This is a genomic window from Vibrio sp. (assembly GCF_038138445.1).
Classification (GTDB): domain Bacteria; phylum Pseudomonadota; class Gammaproteobacteria; order Enterobacterales; family Vibrionaceae; genus Vibrio.
Window position 1 is genome coordinate 16,394 of the sequence record NZ_JAYQDQ010000009.1, and the last position, 24,877, is coordinate 41,270.

Here is a 24,877-nt window from a genome sequence, read left to right on the forward strand (position 1 = left end):
GTGCCAGCAGATTTACAGTCTGATCCCTTTGGCCACTCGGGAACCCCTCCAGGGTATTTTTATCCTTAATTGATGTTTTCCCAACACAGCAATCAAGCGTTATATGGTGGAGGGGGACGGATTCGAACCATCGAAGGCAGTGCCAGCAGATTTACAGTCTGATCCCTTTGGCCACTCGGGAACCCCTCCAGGGTGTTTTTATCCTTAGTTGATGTTTTCCCAACACATCAACCAAGCGAGGACCGAATCATAGCAAACTCGTTAACTCTGTAAAGCCTTTTCTGGTAATTTTGAATTGAATGCTGGCTTTTTGGACAAAGAGGCAAGGAATGAGTATTAATCTAGTAAAGATGCGTTTATTTTCTCTTAAATTTCATTCTTTTAGTGGTTTTTTTATTCTTATATCTAGGCTTTGGTCATGACTAAGAGTAACCACAACCACCCGAATTGAACATACTTTGACGATACTGAAGGGTAAAAAACGGCCCAAACTGGTTAAATAGTCGATTTTTTAGCCTAGATATCAAGGAAAGTAGACTGATTAAGTTAAAAACGAAACTTACAGTTTATTTCCCTTTCTTTACATTGCTTGACGTTTTTATTGTGGTTTAGCGATTAGACTATATGCAGCTTTTTGAATTAGGACTTAATCATGAAAAAAATAATTATTTTAAGTCTCGTTTCTTTCTCTCTCTCTAGCACGGCGTTAACAGCGTTTGCTCGAAATGGCCAAACGCAGGCTATTACTGTTGTTACAGAACAAGTCCAAACGCATGAGGTATCTCAGTCATTAACCTTAGTGGGGAAAATCGATGCAAAACAATCAGTTGCCATCTCACCTGAAGTGACAGGCCGAGTCAATAAAATTGCTATAAAAGCGAATCAGCAGGTTGAAGTAGGCCAGATGCTTATTGAACTAGACGATGATAAGGCCAAAGCTAGTATCGCCGAAGCTAGCGCTTATCTTGACGATGAATTACGTAAACTTAAAGAATTTGAGCGTTTGGTGAAAAGTAATGCGATTACTCAAACTGAGATAGACGCTCAAAAAGCAAGTGTGACAATTGCAAGGGCTCGTTTAGATGCTGCTAAGGCTGATTTGAGTGATTTACACATCAAAGCGCCTTTTTCTGGAACGGTAGGCTTTATTGATTTTAGTGTTGGAAAGTTCGTCACCGCAGGAGATGAATTAGTATCACTGGATGATTTATCGGTAATGCAACTTGATCTGCAAGTCCCTGAGCGCTATTTATCACAGATTTCAAAAGGTATGAGTGTATTAGCGACCACGTCAGCTTGGGGTAAACAAGAGTTTAAGGGCCAGGTTGTCGGCGTTGATTCAAGAATTAATCAGGAGACGCTCAATTTAGGGGTACGAGTTCACTTTGACAATACCAATGGGCAACTTAAGCCAGGAATGTTAGTGACGGCCACTATGGCGTTCCCTGCTATTAAAGCGCCAATTATCCCAGTGCAGTCTCTTGAATACTCAGGCACTAAGCGTTTTGTTTACATAGTTGATGGGAAGGGTAAGGCTAATCGCACAGAAGTCTTTTTAGGGGCTCGAATTGGTAATCAGGTAGTGATTGAACAAGGAGTATCGATTGACGATAAAATCGTTGTTCAAGGCATTGTCAATATGCGCGATGGTGTGACGGTTAGCGAGCTTACAGAGGTAGCTTCCAAAGAGAAACCCACACAGGAAGGGGAACTCTAATGTGGTTATCCGATGTTGCTGTTAAACGCCCTGTTGCTGCAGTGGTGTTAAGTTTGCTTTTATGTGTGTTTGGTATTGTCTCTTTTAACAAGCTCGCTGTACGTGAAATGCCCGACATTGAAAGCCCTGTTGTTTCAATTAGTACTCGATATGAAGGAGCATCTGCCACCATCATTGAAAGCCAAATCACTTCTGTGCTTGAGGATCAATTATCCGGCATTAGTGGTATTGATCAAATTGAGTCGACTACGCGAAATAGCATGTCGAGAATTATGATTACCTTTGAGCTTGGTTATGATCTGACGACAGGTGTCAGTGATGTTCGCGATGCGGTTTCTAGGGCACAGCGCTCGTTACCTGATGAAGCCGATGATCCTATCGTTTTTAAGAACAATGGCTCCGGAGAGTCCTCTTTATATATCAATTTAAGTTCATCTGAGATGGATCGTACCCAGTTGACCGATTATGTTGATCGCGTATTGCTTGATAGGTTTAGCTTGATATCCGGTGTCAGCTCGGTTGAGGTATCGGGCGGGTTATACAAGGTGATGTATGTCAGGCTCAAACCTGCCGAGATGGCGGGGCGCGGAGTAACGACAACGGATATTACCACTGCGCTCAATAATGAAAATATTGAGAGTCCTGGTGGAGAAGTGCGAAATGACCAAATAGTTATGTCTGTGCGAACGGCTCGCAGTTATAGCCAAGCAGAAGACTTCGAATATTTGGTGGTTAAACGAGCCAGTGACAATACGCCCATTTATCTCAAGGATGTCGCTGATGTGTTTATTGGCGCAGAAAATGAGAGTTCAACGTTTAAAAGTGATGGTGTGGTTAATGTCAGCATGGGAATTGTGCCTCAATCTGATGCTAATCCACTTGAAGTGGCAGATCGCGTCCATGAACAAGTCGAGAAAGTTCAGAAGTTTTTACCCAAAGGGACGCGTCTTGCCATCGACTATGACTCGACGGTCTTTATTGAACGCTCTATCACAGAAGTCTACAACACCTTATTTATTACCGGTGGGTTAGTTATTCTGGTTCTGTATATATTTATCGGTCAGGTGAGGGCGACTTTGATTCCTGCTGTTACCGTTCCGGTTGCGCTCATTTCATCCTTTATTGCTGCGTATTATTTTGGCTTTTCAGTGAATCTCATCACCTTGATGGCTTTGATTTTATCCATCGGCCTAGTCGTTGATGATGCCATTGTAGTGGTAGAGAATATTTTTCATCATATTGAGCGAGGAGAAAAACCACTACTGGCTGCTTATAAAGGCACCCGAGAAGTTGGTTTTGCTGTTGTCGCCACTACCTTGGTTCTGGTTATGGTCTTTCTGCCTATCTCCTTCATGGATGGTATGGTCGGTTTGCTCTTTACTGAATTCTCTGTGTTACTTGCAATGGCTGTCGTGTTCTCATCTTTGATTGCTTTAACTCTAACGCCAGTGCTCAGTAGCCACCTGCTGAAAGCCAATGTAAAACCGAGCCGATTTAACTTGTATGTTGAATGTCTTTTCTCGCGTCTTGAAACGGGTTATCGAAAAGTCCTGTCAAAAGCGTTGAAATGGACATGGGCTGCGCCGGTTATCATTATTGCCTGTGTTGCAGGAAGTTGGGGGCTGATGCAGCAGATACCTTCACAGTTGGCGCCATCTGAAGACCGTGGTGTGGTGTTTGCTTTTGTTCGAGGAGCTGATGCGACCAGTTACAACAGGATGTCCGCAAATATGGAACGCGTCGAAGAGCGCTTGCTACCCATGTTGGGGGAGGGTTTTCTTAAGTCATTCAGTATTCAGTCACCTGCTTTTGGTGGAAATGCTGGCGATCAGACGGGGTTTGTGATCATGATCCTTGATGATTGGAACGAGCGGGATGTTACAGCCTCACAGGCTTTGGCCGAGGTAAAAAAAGCGCTTACAGGTATTGCTGATGTGAGGATCTTCCCCTTTATGCCCGGTTTTCGTGGTGGCTCAAGTGAGCCAGTCCAGTTTGTTTTAGGGGGCGCCGATTATGCAGAACTTAAAACTTGGGCGGAAAAGCTCGAACAGATCGCTGAAGCTTCTCCTATGATGGAAGGCGCAGACATTGATTACTCGGAAAGAACGCCAGAATTAGTCGTGAATGTTGATAAACAGCGCGCTGCAGAGTTAGGCATTAGTGTTGCCGATATTTCTGACACACTTGAAATCATGCTTGGAGGCAAAAGTGAGACGACCTTTGTCGAGCGAGGTGAAGAATATGATGTCTATTTGCGAGGTGATGAAAACAGCTTCAATAATGCCACCGATCTTAGCCAAATCTATTTAAGAACTAACTCCGGTGAATTAGTGACCTTAGATGCCGTGACTCAGATTGAAGAAGTAGCGTCATCGATTCGTTTGTCCCATTACAACAAGCAAAAATCTATTACGATAACCGCCAATCTGTCTGAAGGTTATACCTTAGGTGATGCGCTGGATTATTTGGACCAGCAAGCGATTGAAATATTGCCAGGTGATATTTCGGTAAGTTATGCGGGAGAGTCCAAAGACTATAAGGAAAATCAATCCAGTGTGTTATTGGTGTTTGGTTTGGCTTTACTGGTTGCTTATCTTGTTTTAGCTGCTCAGTTTGAGAGTTTTATCAATCCCTTAGTTGTCATGTTTACTGTACCTATGGGGGTGTTTGGTGGCTTTATGGGTTTACTTGTGATGAGCCAAGGACTCAACATTTATAGCCAAATAGGAATGATCATGCTGATTGGTATGGTGACTAAGAATGGTATTTTAATTGTTGAATTTGCTAACCAATTACGTGATAGGGGGTTCGCATTTGAAAAAGCGATTGTTGATGCCTCTGCTCGTCGTTTACGCCCTATTATGATGACGGCCTTTACCACCTTAGCAGGTGCAGTGCCACTTATCCTTTCTAACGGAGCTGGTTATGAAAGCCGAGTTGCAGTCGGAACCGTTATCTTCTTTGGGATGGGGTTTGCAACTTTGGTGACTTTGTTTGTGATCCCGGCTATGTATCGACTTATCTCGGTATCAACTCGAGCACCAGGTTATGTTGAAGCTGAGCTAAACAAGGAACTCAGCCATGATGTAAAAGCGCGGAGCTCTCATTAAATCTGGCTTAGCCCCTTTCATCAAGGGAAAGGGGCTCTCGGACTTGATTAGCTATAGTTAACCGAATAGCGGGTAGGCTTGTGGTTCATTGCCAATACTATATTAAGTAAAACTGCTCCAACAATGGATAAACCTATGGTTGTCGGTGAAACGAAAAAGCATGAAGTGATAAGAATACAGAAATCGATAGCAAGCTGGCACTTACCCACTGAAATACCGTATTTGTCTTGGATAAATAAACACAGAACATTGAACCCGCCAAGGCTTGAACGATGGCGAAATAAAATGAGCATACCTAATCCCATTAATAGCCCTCCAGCAACCGCGCAGTATACGTCATTGATGGTTTCAAGGCTTATCACCAGATACAAGTGATCAGACAATATCGATACTAAGGCACCAGAAGTGATACTACTCAAAGCAAACCTAGGACCAAATCGCCGCCATGCTAGTAAATAGAAAGGACAGTTAGTCATAAAGTAAAGCGTGCCAAAAGACAAAGGGATGAACTGATTGAGTAAAAGGGCTAAACCCGTGGTACCACCAGTCAACAACTCTCCTGACTGGAGGAAAAAAATACCCTGTGCGACAAGAAATGTTCCAGTGAGGATCGCGATCCAGTCTTCTTTTGGTGAGTGTTTATCCATAATATAAAAACAAAATAGTAATTAAGGGCGGCATGATAGTGAAAAAGAGATTATTTCGGTAGCTTGAGTAGCAAATTTCAGGTAAACCTATGTAGATATTGTTTTACGGGCTGTACAGAGAAAATTTGACACTTCTGTTATTTATTAACTTTTTGGCAATGCTAGCTGACCCCCTATGTTGTGTTACATGAAAAGTCTTCATAAGAAAAAGTATAATTTTCTCTTTATGGCTATGATCAAATTATGTAGAATGCGCGCTATTAACGTGATGCAAACGTTTGCGTGAGTCGGTTGCGCAGATTATTAGGGTCATTCTTAGTTTTTCAGTTTAAATCTGAGTCAGGAGATACAGATGCTAAAGCGTGATATGAATATCGCAGATTATGATGCGGAACTGTTCGCAGCGATCCAAGAAGAAACTCGTCGCCAAGAAGAGCACATTGAACTTATAGCGTCAGAGAACTACACCAGTCCACGAGTGATGGAAGCTCAAGGCTCTCAACTTACCAACAAGTATGCAGAAGGCTACCCAGGCAAACGCTATTATGGTGGCTGCGAATATATGGATAAAGCGGAAGCTTTGGCTATTGATCGTGCGTGTGAGTTGTTTGGTTGTGCTTATGCGAATGTTCAGCCTCATTCTGGTTCACAAGCAAACAGTGCGGTTTATATGGCATTGTTAAACCCAGGTGACACTGTGCTTGGTATGAGCTTGGCGCACGGCGGTCACTTGACTCACGGTTCACCGGTTAACTTTTCTGGTAAGCATTACAACATCATTCCTTATGGTATTGATGAAGCGGGTCAAATTAATTATGACGAAATGGAGTCGCTAGCTTTAGAGCATAAACCGAAAATGATCATTGGTGGTTTCTCAGCCTACTCACAAATTGTTGATTGGGCGCGTATGCGTGAAATTGCTGATAAGGTTGGTGCCTACTTATTTGTTGATATGGCGCATGTAGCAGGCCTAATCGCTGCTGGCGTTTATCCAACGCCAGTTCCACATGCACATGTGGTTACAACGACAACCCACAAAACACTTGCCGGACCTCGTGGTGGTCTAATTCTTTCCAATGCTGGCGAAGAAATGTACAAGAAGCTGAATTCGGCAGTATTTCCGGGTGGGCAAGGCGGCCCATTGATGCATGTTATTGCAGGTAAGGCTGTTGCGTTTAAAGAGGCGATGGAGCCTGAGTTTAAAGCATACCAAGAGCGTGTGGTTAAAAATGCTAAAGCTATGGTTGCCCAGTTCCAAGAACGTGGTTATAAAATTGTCTCAAATGGCACTGAAAACCATCTCTTCTTAGTTGATTTGATTGATAAAGATATTACCGGAAAAGAAGCAGATGCCGCTTTAGGTTCAGCTAATATTACGGTGAACAAAAACTCGGTACCTAATGATCCTCGTAGCCCATTTGTTACATCGGGGATCCGTGTTGGCTCGCCAGCGATCACACGTCGTGGGTTTACAGATGAAGATGCCAAAGAGCTTGCTAACTGGATGTGTGATGTATTAGATAATATTGATAATCAGGATGTTATCTCTGCGACCAAAGCGAAAGTTCTAGAAATTTGTCAGCGTTTACCTGTGTATGCATAATGCTCAAGTAACTTGAAAACTAAAAAGGGGGGATACATGGTATCCCCCCTTTTTACATGACTATTTACTTGGAAATACTTAGAAGTGTGCCTGATTTACATTTGAACGAGTAGTACTTACGGCTTTCACTGAACTTTCCTAGCCCTTCACCATGACAATAATCGATATTAATATCACGCATGGTTTCCAGAGTGGCCTCACTGGTTAGAGCAAACTTAGAGCCGTCTGCACAAACAATGCGTACACGGCCGTCGTCGCTTACAGAATATAAGTCAACCTCAGTATTACACAGTTCAAAAGAAGCTTCACGAAAGTTATCTTGCTGAGTATTTGATGCACAACCTGCCGTTACTGCAGTGATCGCTAGAGCAATAAAACCTAGTCTTTTCATAATCATCCCTTGGAATAAAAACAGCTTTAGTATTATTAGAGCTAAGCCTATAGAAGAGTGCTGTCTCATTCAAGAAGTGAACAATAAAAAGGGCTAATTGGTTCAATTAGCCCTTTTGTTATTGATATTTTTAATATTTTATTAATCTGTGGCTTTAGCCAACTTCTATCCCTTGAGCCTGTAAATCGGCATGATAAGAGGAGCGAACAAAAGGTCCACAAGCTGCGTGGGTGAAGCCAAGTTCCAGTGCAATTTCTTTTAACTCATCGAACTCGGATGGCGGTACATAGCGCTCTACAGGGAGGTGGTGGCGACTAGGTGCTAGATACTGCCCTAGGGTTAGCATAGTAACGCCGTGAGCTCGAAGATCTTTCAACACTTCGATAATTTCTTCTTTTGTTTCGCCAAGCCCCATCATCAGCCCTGATTTAGTGGGAACATCTGGGTGCTGCTGTTTAAACTTCTGGAGCAGCTGTAGAGACCATTTATAGTTTGCTCCTGGGCGTGCTTTACGATACAGGCGTGGAGCTGTCTCTAGGTTATGGTTGAAGACATCTGGAGGGTTGTCTTTCATCAGTTCAAGTGCGACATCCATTCGACCTCTAAAGTCAGGCACTAGGGTTTCAATTTTGATATTTGGGTTCTTTGCACGGATCTCACGATTACAGTCAGCAAAGTGTTTGGCACCGCCATCACGAAGATCATCGCGGTCGACAGAGGTAATAACTACGTATTTGAGTTTCATGTCTGAGATGGTCTGGGCCAGTTTTTGAGGCTCATCCGCTTCAGGAGCAACAGGGCGACCATGTGCGACATCGCAGAATGGGCAGCGACGAGTACAAATAGCACCAAGGATCATAAAAGTAGCAGTCCCATGATTAAAGCACTCTGCTAAGTTAGGGCAAGACGCTTCTTCACAGACAGAATGAAGATTATTCTTCCGCATCGCTGATTTGATCTCTTGAATGCGTTGACTATCAGCAGGCAGCTTTATTTTCATCCAGTCTGGTTTGCGCAGAATTTCCTTTTGCTCAGTAGGCATATTCTTGACTGGAATTAGTGCCATTTTATCAGCGTCGCGATACTTAACGCCTTTTTCCATTTGGATTGGTTTACTCATGCTTTATACTTCTCTTTGCTTCTCAACGCGTAGGAGAGGCTTCTGTGCTGAATTCAACTTGCTCATAGTTAAGCAAAGTGACAAGTTCTTCGACTAATGTCGTCTCAACTTGGGCAAGATCTTTTGCTCCACCAAGTTGACTCATTTGAACCATTTCCATACCAGCGTAGCCGCAGGGATTGATACGCAAAAAAGGTGATAAGTCCATATTCACGTTGAGAGCTAAGCCGTGAAATGAACAACCTTTGCGAATTCTAAGGCCCAAAGAGCAGATCTTTTTACCATCAACATAGACACCTGGTGCATCTGGTCGTGCTGCCGACTCTATATTGTAATGTTTTAGTGTTTTTATCACGAGAGTCTCAATGGTAGTAACGAGATCTCGTACCCCGAGTTTTTTACGACGAAGGTTAATCAGAAAATAAGCGACCAGTTGACCAGGGCCATGGTAGGTTACTTGCCCACCTCTGTCGCTTTGTACGACAGGAATGTCACCGGTATTGATTAAGTGCTCGGCTTTACCTGCTTGACCTTGAGTAAAAACAGGGTTGTGTTCAACAAGCCAGACTTGATCACAGGTTTCCTCTGTTCGAGAATCTGTAAAGTCATGCATGGCTCGCCAAATCGGTTCATAGTCCTGTCGGCCCAAATGTTTTACAACAAGCTGGTTATGCATTCCCAATCCTATCGTCAATTAATTAGGTTTACGGAGTATAAACTGGTTCGGTTCATGTAACTATATGCTAACAAGATATTTTTAACCCTCTGAAAAGTAGAGGTTTTATATCTGACTGATATATATAAATAAAGCAGCCACAATGCTGCTCTTAAATTTATTTGATTTAATCAAATAAATTTACAAAACCATACGAACGATATCAATCTCACCGAGTTCTTTGTAGAGAGTTTCCACTTGTTCAATCGATGTTGCTGTAATCGTGATAGAAACAGAGTGATAGTTCCCTTTGGCACTTGGCTTGACACTCGGGCTATAGTCACCTGGAGCATGTCGTTGTATGACTTCAAGTACTTTTTCTGGTAACTCAGGTTTAGCGTAGCCCATCACCTTGTAGGTAAAAGAACAAGGAAACTCGAGCAGATCTTTCAGTTTTGCATCTGAGTTGATAGTCAACATTTTGAAACTCCGTATTGGATGTCATTTAGCCAGCGCGAAATAGTACTGCTATTCAACTTAAATCTCAACAGATCACAATAACAATGAAAGCCGCTTTATGCGGCTTTCAAGTCATGGAAGCTGGGAAGATTAAAACATGCTTTTGAACAACATGACGATATAATCCCAAAGACGACTGAATAGACTTCCTTGCTCCACGTCTTCGAGAGCCAGAAGCGGATACTCAGCGACATCTTCGCCTTCTAATTGATAGTATAGCTTACCAACCACATCGCCTTTTTTAATAGGCGCTTCAAGTTCTTTTTCTAACACAAAGCTGGCCTGAAGGTTTTTGGCTTGGCCTCGAGGAAGGGTAACATAGGTGTCTTGATCAAGGCCAAGCGCTACTGTGTCTTTATCACCCATCCAGATCTTTTCTTCGACAAAGGTTTCGCCTGCCTTGTGCGGTGCAACCGTCTCAAAGAAGCGGAAGCCGTAGCTTAGCAGCTTTTTGCTTTCAGATTTACGTGCATTGGCGTTTTTAGTTCCCATGACTACAGCGACCAAACGCATTTGCCCTTCGGTGGCTGAACTCACTAAACTGTATCCAGCATTGCTTGTGTGGCCAGTTTTAATACCATCAACATTCATGCTTTTATCCCACAATAAACCGTTGCGGTTGTATTGGGTGATGCCGTTATAGGTGTACTTTTTCTCCGAATAAATACGGTATTCGTCCGGAACATCACGAATCAAAGCTTGACCTAGTAGTGCCATGTCATACGGCGTAGAATATAGGTTTGGGTTATCGAGTCCATGTACGTTGGCGAAATGGGTATCCTTCATCCCTAAGCTGTCTGCCCATGCATTCATTAAATCAACAAAGGCATCTTCTGAGCCCGCAATGTGCTCAGCCATGGCCACGCATGCATCGTTACCAGATTGAACAATAATGCCACGGTTTAAGTCTTTCACTTTCACTGTAGTGCCGACTTCAATGAACATTTTTGATGAGTCAGGGAAGTTTTTTGCCCAAGCATTTTTGCTTATGGTGACATCGTCATCGGGGGAGATGTTTCCTCGCTCCAACTCTTGACCAATGACATAACTCGTCATCATTTTGGTTAAGCTTGCGGGCGATAATTTTGTATTCATCTCATGTTCTGCAAGTATTTTACCTGAATGGTAATCCATCAGAACATAGCCTTTAGCAGCAATTTGAGGCGCATCAGGTACGACGATAGGTGCGGCGAAAGAAGATGATGCGAAGGTTGCAGAAAGCGCAATAGAAGAAGCAAAAACGGATTTGATTAGCGTTGTTTTTTTCATATTGACTACAGGTTTTAATTAACTGTCCATATCTTAACAGAAACAATCTCTCAAGCCAGTGTAAGACATGCCTCACACTGGTTTGAGGACTACAAGGGTTTTATAAAGGCACTCGAATAGCCCATGAGTTTAACTTGCTCTAACGCTTTTTGCGTCAGCATATAGTCATCAAATGGACCTAAAAAGACACGATGGATATTGTTGTCTGAATTTACGTAACTCTTTACTGAAAGGTTTTGACTCAAATCTTTGGCTAAAGTTCGCACTCTATCTTCGTGTTGTGACGAAGCGACTTGAACGACGAATTTAGGGATTGCTTTTTGCTTATGTTGAGCCGTGGGCTTTTCTACTGAAATAACTTCCAGCTTAACATTAGCGGTTCCAGTGCGTATCACATCGAGCTTAGTTGCAGCCGCATAGCTTAGGTCGATAACACGTCCAGGATGAAAAGGCCCTCTATCGTTGACTCTCACTATGGCTGTTTTTCCATTGTCTTTATTGGTGACTTTAACATAGCTTGGGATGGGTAATGTTTTATGAGCCGCTGACATTGAGTACATATCATAGATCTCGCCATTAGAGGTGAGATGACCGTGAAACTTTTTGCCATACCATGAAGCAATACCTTCTTGAGTAAAGCCTTGAGGCTCTTTAATAATGGAGTAGTGTTTACCTCTTAGGCTGTAGTCACGATTCCCACCCACACTATAAGGTTCGTATTGAGGGTGTGCATCTTCAATACGGTCAACCGAAATGGGTGAGTTTGGCGCAAGATCATCCTCTATTGAATAACGCTTTGACGGAGAAGAAGAGCAACCAGCCAAAAAAACGGTAATGGCGCAAAGTATACCGGTCAGGAAATTTTGAAAATTCATTTATGTTGCCTTAGAGAATGCTTTCCTATGAGTGTGTATCGACATTAATATGCCAAAGCCTGCCATCAGGGTAACCATGGATGTACCACCGTAACTAATCAGAGGTAATGGCACTCCGACTACAGGTAGGATACCACTAACCATACCTATATTAACAAAAACATAAACAAAGAAACTTAAAACTATGCTTCCGGCCATCATTCGGCCAAAAGCTGTTTGCGCTTTACTGGCCAAAATAAGCCCTCGACCAATAACAAACAAATACAAGCTAAGTAAGATCAAAATACCGATTAATCCCCATTCTTCGGCAATAACAGCAAAAATGAAGTCAGTATGTCGTTCTGGTAGAAACTCTAATTGAGACTGGGTACCTTGTAGCCAGCCTTTTCCTGATATCCCTCCAGAGCCTATTGCAATTTTACTTTGAATGATGTGATATCCGGCCCCAAGAGGATCCGATTCAGGATTAAAGAGCGTTCGAACCCTGACTTTTTGATATTCCCTCATCAGAAAAAACCACAGGACAGGCAAAAAGGCCCCAAGGCTACAAACCGCAGCGAAGATAATTTTCCAACTGATGCCTGCTAGAAAGATAACGAATATACCAGAAGCCGCGATAAGTATTGAAGTCCCCAAATCTGGTTGTTTAGCAATAAGAATGGTTGGCACACAGACCATTACTAGCGACAGTACTAAGGTTTGAAAGCTTGGTGGGAGTGATCGCTTACCAATAAATCGTGCCACCATGAGAGGAACGGCGAGTTTTAAAAGCTCAGAGGGCTGGAATCGCACGAAACCAAGATTTAGCCAGCGCTGAGCACCCTTAGAAGCTTCGCCAAAAAACAGTACCCCAAGTAGCAGTAGAACACCGACTGTAAACATGAGCGGTGCAAGAGTCTCATAGGTACGAGGCGGTATTTGAGCAAGCAAAACCATAATGCCTAATGATAGAGCCATACGCATAGCTTGTCGGTCCATCATACCAAGGTTCTGACCACTTGCGCTGTACATGACGACAAGACCAAAGCCCATTAATACTAAAATTCCTAGTAAAAGAGGGAGATCGATATGAAAGCGCTCAAATAGAGCTCGATTTTGGCCTGTGGATGGATCAAAATCCATGATTATTTTGCCTCTTCTTTTTCTTTGACTAACACTTTATCAAAGACTTTTCTTACTAGAGGGCCACCTTGTGATGAGCCTCCTCCAGCATTTTCTAATACTACGGTAACAACCAACTCTGGCGAGCTGATGGGCGCAAAACCAGTAAACAGAGCGTGGTCACGTAAATGTTCAGCGATTTCGTCGGCATTATATTCTTCATCTTCACCTAGGCCAAATACTTGAGCTGTCCCTGATTTTCCACCGCTGACATAAGGTGTCTTATAAAATGCTCGACGGGCTGTGCCTTTTTTACCATGATTAACTAGGCGCATACCTTCAATCGCTAGATCCCAAAAACGGTTTTTAACACCTGTAATTGGCGGGTAAGTTTCTACCTCAGTCAGTATTTGATCTTCAAATGGTTGGCCGTTATCTACAGTACCTCTTAGCAGATGAGGAGGAATGACCTTGCCTCGATTAATCAATACTGAGGTTGCTTTGGCTATTTGCATTGGAGTCGCAGTCCAATAGCCTTGCCCTATACCCACAGGTATGGTGTCTCCTTGATACCAAGGTACGCGGTGTCGTGCTAACTTCCACTCCTTGGTTGGCATATTGGCTTTGCTCTCTTCGTAGATATCTATACCTGTTTTCTCTCCAAAACCAAACATCATCATCCAGTTTGAGATGCGGTCAATTCCCATATCGTAAGCGATTTGATAAAAAAAGGTATCTACAGATTCTTCGATTGATTTGACGATATCGACTTTCCCATGCCCCCAGCGTAACCAATCTCTGAAGGGTTTAGTTTTAGAATTAGGGATGTTCCAATAACCGGGATCATTACGTGTGGTATAAGGAGTGATTACGCCTTCTTCAAGAGCTGCCACAGCCATAAAAGGTTTGATGGTAGAGGCGGGCGGGTAAATGCCTAAGGTCGCTCGATTAACTAGGGGGCGGTTTTTGTCATTAAGTAAAGCGTTATAGGCCTTGGTAGATATTCCATGGACAAAGGCATTAGGGTCATAGCTAGGGCTAGAGACCATGGCTAAAACACCGTTATCATTGGGGTCAAGTACTACAACTCCACCTCTACGTTCAGCGAGTAATCGGTGGATGTATAGTTGCAGATCTATATCTAAATTAAGAACAACATCTTTCCCTGGAGCGGGGGGAATGTATTTGAGTGTGCGGATAATACGGCCGCGGCTATTGACTTCAACTTCTTGGTACCCAGCCGTTCCGTGTAATAAATCTTCGTAGTATCGCTCTATACCGAGTTTACCTATGTCTCTTGTGGCTTGGTAATTGCCCTCTTTACCTTCCCGAGTTAGCCTTTTCATGTCTTTGTCGTTGATTCGTGACACGTAACCAATGACATGAGTCAGCACTTCACCATAAGGGTAGTGTCTCTTTAGGTTCGCATTGACGGTGACACCGGGGAATTTGTGCTGATTGACAGAAAACTTGGCAACTTGAGCTTGGGTTAATTGTGTCAGAATCGGTACAGACTTAAATCGACGCGCATGGCGTCGCTCTCGTTCAAAGCTTTCAACTTGTTCGGGAGTAATATCGAGATATTTTCTTAATCCTTCTATTGTCCCAGACATGTCTTTAATTTTTTCTGGGATAATTTCCAAGCTGAAAACAGGGCGATTCTCTGCTAGTAATTTACCATTTCGATCATAAATTAATCCCCGATTGGGTGCGATGGGAACAATTTTGATTCGGTTGTCATTAGAGCGGGTTTTGTAATCCTGATATTGGTTAATTTGAATGTTGTAGAGGTTGGCAACTAAGATACCAACCATGGTTATGATTCCAATGAAAGCGGTTATAGCACGACTTTTAAATAGTTTTGCTTCTGCTTGATAGTCTCTAAACCGGGTACGCTTTCGTAACATTGGCTACTTATTCTCGATGATATGGGTGGTTGGCGGTAATACTCCAAGCTCGGTATAGGCTTTCTGCCATGACTATTCTTACTAATGGATGTGGCAGTGTTAGTGCAGAGAGTGACCAACTTTGGTCAGCTGCTGCTTTGCAAGCTGGAGCAAGCCCTTCAGGCCCGCCAATAAGAATCGATACATCTCTGCCATCCAGTTTCCAACTCTCAAGTTGTTGAGCTAATTGCGGTGTATCCCATTTTTTACCCGGAATATCTAGAGTAATAATGCGATTACCTTTAGGCACTGAAGCTAGCATAGCTTCACCTTCTTTTTGCAAAATTCTTGCAATATCAGCGTTTTTTCCACGTTTTCCAGCAGGAATTTCTACTAGCTCTAACGGCATATCGTGAGGAAAACGACGTTTGTACTCAAGAAAGCCATCTTCAACCCACTTGGGCATTTTAGTGCCAACTGCAATCAGTTGTAGCTTCATCTTTAGCCCCAAAGCTTTTCGAGTTGATAAAGCTCACGTTTTTCCTCTTGCATGACGTGGACTATGGTACTACCCATATCAAGTACTACCCATTCTCCTTCGGTATCACCGTTAACGCCAAGTGGTTCAAGGCCAGCATTCTTTGATTCTTTGGCTACGTGTTCAGCTATCGAGTTAACATGGCGCTTTGAAGTTCCAGTGCAAACAATCATGTAGTCAGTAATTGTGGACTTCCCTTTGACATTTAAGGTCTGTATGTGTTGTGCTTTCATATCGTCCACTTTATCGACTAGAAAATCATTCAATTCTTCAAGTTGCAAGGTGTTGTCCTCGTTGTATTGTTAAATCAAAGCGGGGAAGTATATCACGCTTTTTATAGCTCAACCTGTGGTAGGCATATCTCAGCACTTAACTGATGTAATAATGGCCAGCAGGAAGTCTCATATTGAGTTTTGGAGATTATTTCTGCTTTGGCAATTAACTGCATTAATCGCATTATTCTCTTTTTTGACAGTCGACCTAACGCTCCAGAGTATAGAGGACGTTTCGATTGCCAAATTCTATGAGATTCGAATACTGCCCCCATAGGTTGGGATGACATTTTACCTTGCATAGTCAACAGCAAAGTCATCTCTTTTTGAATGGTTCTCAAAAGTATTGTAGGTTCAATGCCTTCTGATTGTAATTGGAACAATATACGTTGACTACGCTTAGCCTTGCCCATGAGTAAGGCATCAGCCCAATGAAAAGCATTATAGTGGTTACTTCGACTAAGAGACTCTTCCAGTCTCACTAAGTTTAATTGTCCATCGGGGTAGATAAGAGCGAGTTTTTCTAGGCTTTGTACTAAAGCAAACAAATTACCTTCATGCCACTGAGCTAACAGCTGAACCGCTTCTGCATCCGGCTGTAGTTTCATTTGCCTGCAGCGAGCCTGTACAAACTGCGGCAGTCTGCTGATATCAGGAGAAAGGCAATTTACCCAGCACCCTTGAGCAGATAGTGCTTTGAACCACTTGGCATTTTCTTGTGCCTTGGTCAGTTTACTACCGATGAGGACCAAAACGATATCATTGTGTAGCATATCCATAAGATCTAATAGTCCATTGGAAATGCTAGTGTTTACGCCAGTTTCAGGTAACTCTAGTTCAATCAACTGGCGTGACGAGAATAAACTCATGCTTTGACAGCACTGATAGAGCAATTCCCAATCAAAACTCGTATCAAGAGCAAATCGGTGGCGTTCTTCAAACCCCTGTTTATGGGCTACTGACTGAATTGATTGGCGTGACTCTTGTAACAGCAGAGGCTCATTACCAAACAGTAAATAAACGGAGTGAAGTTGTTTGCTCAGTTGTTCGGTAAGCCTCTCAGCGAAAAGACGCATAATGTGATTACTCTGTGCTTTCTATCTCTGTAGAGTTTTCATTAACTTGTTCATCAAATGAGTCAAGCTCTTCCTGTGTCAGTATGTGTCCTGCTTTGATATCAGCACGTAAGCGGGCCATTTGGCGAATAATCTGTCCAGTGGCAAATTGACGCATTTCATCTTCGATCATGTCTCTTTCAACCGATTTTGCCAAAGCGGTTAATGGGTTTTCTAAGTAACTGCGGCTAACGCTAGTAGAGAAGGTTTTATCGCCTACATCTGGGATAGTGACTCGATATGAGGCTGTAAAAGTGAGTTCTTTTTCTGCTGCGGTTGTGTTTTGGTAAAGGGATAAGTTTCTCTCTCCTAAGCCTTCGCCAATGATGTGCAGGTTGGGTACATTTTCTGATGGCGGAACGATATTCACTTCATTAACGCGTAATTGTGATTTCATCATTCGCGTGAAAGTGCTGTATTGATCGTAACTGGTGAGTGAGAGTGTCCCAAGCTCTTCTGGGATTGAATAATCTCCCCTAAGGTGAAAACCACAGGCTGACAATAAACTTGCGCTAAGAATAACGCTGACAATTTTTGTAAAAGATATTGGAACTAGGCGCATTGATGAAACTTTCTCAGTTAGTGGAATACTTATCTTAATCTACTCAGTGAATACATTAAGATAAATAAAGCAGAGTAAACAACTTATTCTGCTTAAATTTAAACTTATGGTTAATTTGCTACTATGTTCAATAGTTTACCTGGAACATAAATCACTTTACGTATGGTATTGCCTTGTGTGAACTTAGTAACATTTTCATCGCCAAGAGCAAGCTTCTCAATATCTTCTTTAGTGATGTCTGCGGGTACTGTGAGTTTCGCACGTAGCTTACCATTTACCTGAACGATAATAAGTTTTTCGTCTTCAACTAATGCTTTATCATCGTGTTTTGGCCAAACAGCATTATCAATGTCTGATTCACCTAAAGCGGCCCACAATTCAAATGAAATGTGTGGAGTGATAGGGTAAAGCATAACAACAACAGCTTTAAGAGCCTCATCAAGAATAGCGCGATCTTGCTCTGCTTCTTGAGGTGCTTTTGCTAGTTTATTCATCAACTCCATGATAGCGGCAATTGCCGTATTGAAGGTTTGACGGCGAGCAATATCGTCCGTGACTTTAGCAATCGTTTTATGCACATCGCGGCGCAGTGCTTTTTGGTCGTTAGATAGGGCCAGCGTATCAAGCGGTTGTGATTGTGCTTGTGACGCATGCTCATTGACCAATTTCCAGATGCGTTTTAGGAAACGGTTAGCCCCTTCTACACCTGACTCTTGCCATTCCAGTGTCATATCTGCAGGAGATGCGAACATCATGAACAAGCGCACTGTGTCTGCACCATATTTATCGACCATTTCTTGCGGGTCTATGCCGTTGTTCTTTGACTTAGACATTTTTATCATGCCTGAGTGAGCAACATCACGATCTTGGCTATCTTTCGCTGAAGTGATACGGCCTTTACCATCGCGCTCTACCGTTACATCGGTTGGTGCAACCCACTCTTTACCACCTTTGTCATTTTCAAAATAGAATGCATCGGCAAGAACCATTCCCTGACAAAGTAACTGTTTGAATGGCTCATCAGAGCTAACGTAGCCTGCGTCTCGTAATAGTTTGTGGAAGAAACGAGAATATAAAAGGTGCATACAAGCGTGTTCAATGCCGCCAATATATTGGTCAACAGGTAGCCAGTAATTCGCTTTGTCTGAGTCTAGAATATCATCTGCTTGCGGCGAGCAATAACGAGCATAGTACCAAGATGACTCCATGAAAGTATCAAAGGTATCCGTTTCTCTAAGCGCTGGTTGGCCGTTGAACGTGGTCTTGGCCCATTCTTTATCTGCCTTAATCGGGCTTGTGACACCATCCATAACCACATCTTCAGGCAGAATAACAGGTAATTGCTCTGCATCAACCGGGTGCACTTCACCATCTTCTGTGGTCACCATTGGAATTGGTGCTCCCCAGTAACGCTGACGAGAGACACCCCAGTCACGTAGACGGAAGTTGACAGTTTTATGACCTTTCTCTTCTTGTTCTAACTTCGCAGCGATGGCATTAAACGCCGCTTTGAACTCAAGCCCATCAAACTCCCCTGAATCAAACAATACACCTTTTTCAGTGTAAGCTTCTTCAGAGATGTTAAGTTCACTGCCATCAATAGGCTTGATAACGGGCACTATATCTAGTCCATATTTTGTTGCAAACTCATAGTCTCGCTGATCATGTGCAGGAACGGCCATGACTGCGCCTGTACCGTAGTCCATTAGAACAAAGTTGGCGACATAAATTGGGACTTCTCGGCCATTTAACGGATGAATTGCGGTCAGGCCTGTAGCCATTCCCTTTTTCTCCATTGTCGCAAGCTCTGCTTCTGCAACTTTATTGTTTTTACATTCTTCAATAAAAGCGGCAAGTACAGGGTTAGTTTCTGCGGCTATAGTTGCGAGAGGGTGCCCTGCGGCAATGCCCACATAAGTTACACCCATCAAAGTATCAGGGCGAGTTGTGTAAACTTCGAGATCAGCTTGACCTTCTACTTCAAACTTAAGCTCAACCCCTTCAGAACGGCCTATCCAATTGCGTTGCATTGTTTTGACCATTTCAGGCCAGCCATCTAGGTTGTCTAGATCATCGAGAAGCTCTTGTGCATATTCAGTGATTTTAATAAACCATTGAGGAATTTCTTTTTGTTCTACTGGGGTATCACAGCGCCAGCAGCAGCCATCTTCGACTTGTTCATTGGCGAGAACGGTTTGATCATTTGGACACCAGTTTACTGAAGATGTTTTTTTATAGACCAAGCCTTTGTCATACAGTTTAGTGAAAAACTCTTGCTCCCAACGGTAGTATTCAGGTGTGCAAGTGGCGAATTCGCGACTCCAGTCATAGCCAAAGCCCAGTAGTTTTAGCTGGTTCTTCATGTACTCGATATTTTCATACGTCCAAGGTGCAGGTGCAGTGTTATTTTTTACCGCTGCATTTTCTGCAGGAAGACCGAAAGCATCCCAACCAATGGGCTGCATGACATTTTTGCCTTGCAAGCGTTGGAAGCGAGAGACCACATCACCGATAGTATAGTTCCGTACGTGGCCCATATGCAGTCGACCGCTAGGGTAAGGGAACATAGAGAGACAGTAGAATTTTTCTTTGTTTGGGTCTTCACTGACAACAAAGGTTTTGTTGTCATCCCAGTGCTTTTGAACTTTTTGTTCAATGTCTTGTGGATTGTATTGCTCTTGCATCGATGATATCCGGTTATCTTGGAAATTGTGAGTTCAGTTAGAACAGACATAAATAGATCGTCATAGAATACCTAAAGGAGAGGAGCACAACAATAGCTTACTCTGTTCAATTGTTCGAAGGAGGCCACTATGTCTAAAAGCAAATCGGGTTATGAGGAAATGTTTGAGGATGTGGTCGAGGTTCTCAAGCATAGTCCAGATGAAATTAATCGTGTATTAGAAACCTCAGAAAAGCTGGTAGAGGCTGCTAACGACTTGACTAAAGATGAACTCGCTCTGGTGTCTGCGTATGTGAAGTCGGATTTAAAGGAATTTGCAGAGAGTTTTGAAGAATCAAAAAGTGGGCCATTTTATTTGATGATTGCAGATTCAATATGGCAGGGGTTACTGGACATTACCGATAGAACTAAAGTTGAATGGGTTGAGTTGTTCGACGATTTGGAGCATCAAGGCTTATACCAAGTGGGAGAAGTGATAGGTTTAGGTGTGCTAGTTTGCGATGAGTGTGGTCATAAAACTCAGTATAACCACCCGACGGTTGTTATTCCCTGTATTAAATGCGGGTGTAAGGGCTTTAGTCGTCAAGCATTAAAACCATAGTTCTATTATCATTGCCAAGGGCTAAGTGGCTACTTAGCCCTTGCGTTTAACCTAGTCTTTGAGTCGCCAGCCTATAACTAGACTGAGTAAGACCCATATATAGAGTGGCCATGTGCCAAACTGATGGAAAGGGGTCTGACCATCTGTAGATGTGACCTCGGTGCGCAGGACATGAGTTTCAAACTGAGGGATCTGAGCAATCACTTTCCCTCGATAGTCGGTCACTGCTGTTACTCCATTATTTGTTGAGCGGATCACGGGCTTACCTAGCTCTAGAGCACGCATACGAGCAATTTCCATATGCTGTAGTGGTCCAATCGATTTACCAAACCAAGCATCGTTAGATAGTGTCAAAATGAAATCTGTATCTTTGGTTACGTTCCTGCGTACTTGCTCGTTAAATATAATTTCATAACAAAGAGCTGGTGCCATATGGCGCCCATTTGCCACTATATTCGTTTGGATAAAATCCCCACGACTAAAGGATGACATTGGCAGATTAAATAGAGGAGCGAGCGGTCTTAAGATGTCCTCAAAGGGGACAAATTCACCAAATGGTAACAGATGATGTTTGTGATACCTTTGGTCCATATTGAGGCTATAGTCACCATAATTGGTTTTACCTAATGTCAAAATACTATTAAAGAATTTACCATTTTCATCTTGGTTGAGTACACCAGTAACAACAGCACTGCCATTTAATTTTCCTGCCGAATCTAGGTTACTTAAATAGGATGGTATCTCCAACTCAAAAGCAGGGATAGCAGCTTCAGGCCATATAATGATATCCGCATCCCAATTCTCTCGAGTGAGGTCGGTATATTTCATTATGGTAGGCCAGCGCTGCTTGGGCAGCCACTTTTTCGCTTGGTCTACATTACCTTGGATGAGAGCCAGTTTAGTGGAACTTTCTGGGTTAGGGGTCACCCAGTGAGCGGAATTTAGGCCGTAACCAGTAAACAATATAGTGGCTGGAATGAGTATGTTCATCCATTTCCTACTGACTATTGCATAGGCTATTGAGCCAGCAGAGACGATGAGCAATAGAGTGATAAATTCTACGCCGCCGATGGGGGCGAAGTTACCCAATGGGCTATCGATTTGGCTATAACCTAGCCATAGCCACGGAAAGCCAGTCATAACCCAGCCTCTTAGCCAATCACAGCATAACCATATAGCAGGAGCGGCGAGAAGAAAACGAACTCGATTATTACGCCCGAAATAGCGGTTTAACGTCCAAGCGAAGAGACCGGAATAGACCGCAAGATAGCCTATTAGCAAAGACATAAGAAAAACGCTGGCAATCTTGGGCATACCGCCAAACTTATCAATACTAATATGTACCCAGCTTATTCCGGTGGCAAACTGGCCTATTCCCCAAGCATACCCAGTCCAAAGTGCAGCGCGGCTGGATTGGTTGTGGATTAAAATCAGTAAAAGTACAGGGCTGATAATCGCAATTGGCCATAGTTGGTAAGGAGCAAAAGCGAGTGTCGTCAGAGCGCCAACAAAAACGGCCGCGAGCGGCCGTTTGAGGCGATGAAAAAGTCTTTTTATCATCGTTATAACTATCTAATCGAGTTTGGGTTACTCTTCTGCTGGCTCAGGAAGAGGTTCTTCATCGGGTATGGTCACCTGCAACTGTAACACGCGTCGGTTATCTGCTGAGGTTACTTTGAAGCTGTATTTCTCAATTTCGACCACTTCCCCACGTGATGGCAAATGACCGAATGCTGTCATCACTAAGCCACCAACCGTATCGACTTCCTCATCACTAAACGAAGTATTGAAGGTCTCATTGAACTCCTCAATAGTGGTCAATGCTTTGACGGCATAGGTGTGTTTACTCAGCTTGCGAATATCTAACTCTTCTTCATCGTCAAATTCATCTTCAATATCGCCGACAATTTCTTCCAGAATATCTTCAATGGTTACAAGGCCAGAAACACCACCGAATTCATCTACGACAATTGACATGTGGTATCGTTCCTCTCGGAACTCTTTCAGTAGACGATCAACGCGTTTACTCTCTGGAACCACTACTGCAGGGCGAATGACTTGTTCGATATCAAAAGGAGCGCAGTCTGAGCCCAAATACTTAAGTAAGTCCTTCGCTAGGAGTATACCTTCAACATGATCTTTGTCTTCACTAATGACAGGGTAGCGGGAGTGCTGAGCATCGGTAATTAAGTGAACGAGTGCGTCAAGGTCGTCACTACGATCAACGGTTACCATTTGTGAGCGAGGGATCATGATGTCGCGTACGCGCATCTCAGCAATTTCCATAACGCCTTCGAGCATGTCTCTAGTGTCATGGTCTATCAGATCATTTTCTTCTGAGTCTCGAAAGACTTCTACCAGTTCTTGGCGGTCTTTCGGATCTCCTTGAAATAGCTGGCCAAGGCGTCCAAAGAAGGACTTTCTACTCGGACCTTCAGATTTCTCTTTCTTACCTTCTGGAGAAGAGGGCGAATTGTCTTCGTTCATTTTTTCTCATTTAAGTCACGCTATCAGATGTGTGATAGCACACATTAGTAGAGCTGAATATTGGAATGTAACGAACTGAGTGTTCGTTACATCTATCTCGCTGCTACTCTTTTTCTGCAATATATGGGTCATCAAAACCCATGGATTGCATTATTTCTGTCTCGAGGGATTCCATTTCTTCAGCATCTTCATCCTCGATATGATCATAACCTAGCAGATGCAGGCTTCCATGTACAACCATATGAGCCCAGTGAGCCATTAATGGCTTGGACTGCTCCTTGGCTTCTTGCTCTACCACCTGTTTACAGATGACGAGATCGCCTAGGAGATCCATCTCTATTCCCATTGGAACTTCGAAGGGAAAAGACAATACATTGGTTGGTTTGTCTTTTCCACGATACTCAAGGTTGAGTTGATGGCTTTCACTTTCATCCACAATTCTCACAGTGACCTCCGCTTGCGGTTGAAACTTATCGATAGCGGATGTTAACCAGAGAAGAATATCTTCAAAGTTCGGTAAACCTGTTTCTTCTTTGACTGCGATTTGAAGATCAAGTTCTATGCTCATGAGGGTTTTATCTCTGATGATGGTTGCTGAGGTGAGCCGGCTTCCTGAAATTTAGCCTCACGCTCTTCTCTACGCCGTTTCTCGTACTCTTTACGCTCTTTTTGATCTTGTGCTTCCCATTTCTCATAGGCGTTAACAATACGAGCAACGACCGGGTGACGAACAACGTCGTCCGACTGAAAGAAGTTAAAGCTAATTTCGTCGACCTCATTGAGGACCTCAATGGCATGACGTAGCCCAGATTTTGCTCCGCGTGGCAGGTCGATTTGTGTTACATCACCTGTGATGACAGCTCGCGAGTTAAAGCCGATACGGGTGAGGAACATCTTCATCTGTTCCACTGTGGTATTTTGGCTTTCATCAAGAATGATGAAGGCATCATTAAGTGTACGGCCTCGCATATAAGCTAGAGGCGCTACTTCAATCACGTTACGCTCGATGAGCTTTTCAACCTTCTCAAAACCAAGCATCTCAAATAGAGCGTCATAGAGAGGGCGAAGGTACGGGTCCACTTTTTGACTTAAGTCCCCGGGCAAAAAGCCAAGTTTCTCTCCCGCTTCGACCGCTGGACGGGTTAGCAAAATACGTCTAATTTCTTGGCGCTCTAAAGCATCTACTGCAGCTGCAACCGCTAGGTAAGTTTTCCCGGTCCCTGCGGGCCCAATACCAAAGGAAATGTCATGAGTAACCATATTGACGAGGTACTGAGCTTGATTAGGTGTACGTGGCTTTATGACACCTTTTTTGGTCTTAATAAAGACTTCCTTGCCATGGTCGATTTCAGACTGGGTATTTTGCTCAAGAACTCCCGTTTCTTTGATGGCGAGGTGGATTTGTTCTGGCTCTATATCCGGGATATTACCTTTTACAGGCGCTGTGCCAACGTAGAGCGTTTTTATGATGTGCAGAGCTGCTGCTGAAGTATGGGGTTTACCCACTATGGTAAAAAAGTTGCCTCGGTAGCTGATTTCTATACCTAAACGGCGCTCTAAGTGTTTGATATTGTCATCGAAGGGGCCGCAAAGGCTAGCAAGACGGCGGTTATCAGAAGGTTCCAGATTGATTTCTAGAGTTACAATTTTATTGCTCAAAGTTGCCTCTCATTGTTTGCCATTCTTAGAGTCCGATTTGGACCGGACTCTAATGGCTTTACATTCC

Annotated in this window: 22 protein-coding genes and 2 tRNA genes (1 of these 24 only partly in view); 4 read left to right on the top strand and 20 right to left on the bottom strand. The window is 43.2% G+C overall.

Annotated elements, in window-relative coordinates; all coding sequences use genetic code 11:
• Both AAFM34_RS04575 and AAFM34_RS04580 read right to left on the bottom strand, forming a co-directional pair.
• A tRNA-Tyr gene (locus AAFM34_RS04575) sits at positions 1–50 on the bottom strand; it reaches 135 nt to the left of the window's first position.
• A gap of 54 nt (positions 51–104) precedes the next feature.
• Positions 105–189, bottom strand: a tRNA-Tyr gene (locus AAFM34_RS04580).
• Between the two features lie 463 nt (positions 190–652).
• Between AAFM34_RS04580 and AAFM34_RS04585 the strand changes: the two genes are divergently transcribed.
• Both AAFM34_RS04585 and vexH read left to right on the top strand, forming a co-directional pair.
• On the top strand, positions 653–1,717 hold the full coding sequence (locus tag AAFM34_RS04585) for an efflux RND transporter periplasmic adaptor subunit (RefSeq protein ID WP_341660436.1): 1,065 nt from the start codon (positions 653–655) through the stop codon (positions 1,715–1,717).
• On the top strand, positions 1,717–4,827 hold the full coding sequence (gene vexH / locus AAFM34_RS04590) for a vibriobactin export RND transporter permease subunit VexH (protein ID WP_341660438.1): 3,111 nt from the start codon (positions 1,717–1,719) through the stop codon (positions 4,825–4,827). The genes AAFM34_RS04585 and vexH overlap by 1 nt, the downstream gene beginning before the upstream one ends.
• Before the next feature lie 47 nt (positions 4,828–4,874).
• On the opposite strand, the gene AAFM34_RS04595 is transcribed toward vexH, so the two are convergent.
• Positions 4,875–5,474, bottom strand: coding sequence for a YitT family protein (locus AAFM34_RS04595; protein ID WP_341660440.1), 600 nt, complete (start codon positions 5,472–5,474; stop codon positions 4,875–4,877).
• A 352-nt stretch (positions 5,475–5,826) separates the two neighbouring features.
• Here AAFM34_RS04595 and glyA point away from each other — a divergent pair, with 352 nt between their 5' ends.
• Complete coding sequence (glyA, locus tag AAFM34_RS04600; protein ID WP_341660442.1) at positions 5,827–7,077, top strand: serine hydroxymethyltransferase; 1,251 nt, start codon at positions 5,827–5,829, stop codon at positions 7,075–7,077.
• Positions 7,078–7,141: 64 nt separating this feature from the next.
• Here glyA and AAFM34_RS04605 read toward each other — a convergent pair whose 3' ends face one another.
• From AAFM34_RS04605 to leuS, 13 genes are all read right to left on the bottom strand, one after another.
• A complete protein-coding gene (locus AAFM34_RS04605) occupies positions 7,142–7,468 on the bottom strand; it encodes a hypothetical protein (protein WP_341660444.1) in 327 nt (108 codons plus the stop codon).
• Between the two features lie 154 nt (positions 7,469–7,622).
• Positions 7,623–8,588 carry a lipoyl synthase gene (gene lipA, locus AAFM34_RS04610; RefSeq protein WP_341660447.1) on the bottom strand — a complete coding sequence of 322 codons (966 nt, stop codon included), beginning with the start codon at positions 8,586–8,588 and terminating at the stop codon, positions 7,623–7,625.
• A 22-nt stretch (positions 8,589–8,610) separates the two neighbouring features.
• Positions 8,611–9,264, bottom strand: coding sequence for a lipoyl(octanoyl) transferase LipB (gene lipB / locus AAFM34_RS04615; protein WP_341660449.1), 654 nt, complete (start codon positions 9,262–9,264; stop codon positions 8,611–8,613).
• A gap of 180 nt (positions 9,265–9,444) precedes the next feature.
• Positions 9,445–9,723 carry a DUF493 family protein YbeD gene (ybeD, locus tag AAFM34_RS04620; protein ID WP_114786547.1) on the bottom strand — a complete coding sequence of 93 codons (279 nt, stop codon included), beginning with the start codon at positions 9,721–9,723 and terminating at the stop codon, positions 9,445–9,447.
• A gap of 129 nt (positions 9,724–9,852) precedes the next feature.
• Positions 9,853–11,031: a serine hydrolase gene (locus tag AAFM34_RS04625; RefSeq protein ID WP_341660452.1), complete on the bottom strand. Its 1,179-nt coding sequence runs from the start codon at positions 11,029–11,031 to the stop codon at positions 9,853–9,855.
• Between the two features lie 89 nt (positions 11,032–11,120).
• Complete coding sequence (locus AAFM34_RS04630) at positions 11,121–11,906, bottom strand: septal ring lytic transglycosylase RlpA family protein (protein ID WP_341660454.1); 786 nt, start codon at positions 11,904–11,906, stop codon at positions 11,121–11,123.
• Complete coding sequence (gene rodA, locus AAFM34_RS04635; protein ID WP_341660456.1) at positions 11,907–13,028, bottom strand: rod shape-determining protein RodA; 1,122 nt, start codon at positions 13,026–13,028, stop codon at positions 11,907–11,909.
• 2 nt (positions 13,029–13,030) lie between these two features.
• The gene (mrdA, locus tag AAFM34_RS04640; RefSeq protein WP_341660458.1) at positions 13,031–14,914 is read right to left on the bottom strand and encodes a penicillin-binding protein 2; all 1,884 of its coding nucleotides are present in this window, start codon (positions 14,912–14,914) and stop codon (positions 13,031–13,033) included.
• Positions 14,915–14,921: 7 nt separating this feature from the next.
• Entirely contained in the window at positions 14,922–15,392 is a 471-nt protein-coding gene (rlmH, locus tag AAFM34_RS04645) for a 23S rRNA (pseudouridine(1915)-N(3))-methyltransferase RlmH (RefSeq protein WP_239173854.1), read from the bottom strand.
• 2 nt (positions 15,393–15,394) lie between these two features.
• Positions 15,395–15,712, bottom strand: coding sequence for a ribosome silencing factor (gene rsfS, locus AAFM34_RS04650; RefSeq protein WP_341660462.1), 318 nt, complete (start codon positions 15,710–15,712; stop codon positions 15,395–15,397).
• 53 nt (positions 15,713–15,765) lie between these two features.
• Positions 15,766–16,779, bottom strand: a complete 1,014-nt coding sequence (holA, locus tag AAFM34_RS04655; protein ID WP_341660464.1) for a DNA polymerase III subunit delta — start codon at positions 16,777–16,779, stop codon at positions 15,766–15,768.
• A 7-nt stretch (positions 16,780–16,786) separates the two neighbouring features.
• Positions 16,787–17,380, bottom strand: coding sequence for an LPS assembly lipoprotein LptE (gene lptE / locus AAFM34_RS04660; protein ID WP_341660466.1), 594 nt, complete (start codon positions 17,378–17,380; stop codon positions 16,787–16,789).
• Positions 17,381–17,490: 110 nt separating this feature from the next.
• A complete protein-coding gene (gene leuS, locus AAFM34_RS04665) occupies positions 17,491–20,064 on the bottom strand; it encodes a leucine--tRNA ligase (RefSeq protein WP_341660468.1) in 2,574 nt (857 codons plus the stop codon).
• A 129-nt stretch (positions 20,065–20,193) separates the two neighbouring features.
• Between leuS and AAFM34_RS04670 the strand changes: the two genes are divergently transcribed.
• Entirely contained in the window at positions 20,194–20,664 is a 471-nt protein-coding gene (locus AAFM34_RS04670; protein WP_341660470.1) for a zinc ribbon-containing protein, read from the top strand.
• 51 nt (positions 20,665–20,715) lie between these two features.
• Here AAFM34_RS04670 and lnt read toward each other — a convergent pair whose 3' ends face one another.
• The 4 genes from lnt to AAFM34_RS04690 all read right to left on the bottom strand — a co-directional run bounded on the left by lnt (position 20,716) and on the right by AAFM34_RS04690 (position 24,810).
• Positions 20,716–22,224: an apolipoprotein N-acyltransferase gene (gene lnt / locus AAFM34_RS04675; RefSeq protein WP_341660472.1), complete on the bottom strand. Its 1,509-nt coding sequence runs from the start codon at positions 22,222–22,224 to the stop codon at positions 20,716–20,718.
• Between the two features lie 27 nt (positions 22,225–22,251).
• Positions 22,252–23,151, bottom strand: coding sequence for a CNNM family magnesium/cobalt transport protein CorC (gene corC, locus AAFM34_RS04680; protein ID WP_152429790.1), 900 nt, complete (start codon positions 23,149–23,151; stop codon positions 22,252–22,254).
• A gap of 103 nt (positions 23,152–23,254) precedes the next feature.
• Complete coding sequence (gene ybeY, locus AAFM34_RS04685) at positions 23,255–23,719, bottom strand: rRNA maturation RNase YbeY (protein ID WP_341660477.1); 465 nt, start codon at positions 23,717–23,719, stop codon at positions 23,255–23,257.
• Positions 23,716–24,810, bottom strand: a complete 1,095-nt coding sequence (locus AAFM34_RS04690) for a PhoH family protein (RefSeq protein WP_341660479.1) — start codon at positions 24,808–24,810, stop codon at positions 23,716–23,718. The genes ybeY and AAFM34_RS04690 overlap by 4 nt, the downstream gene beginning before the upstream one ends.
• Between the last annotated feature and the right edge of the window lie 67 nt (positions 24,811–24,877).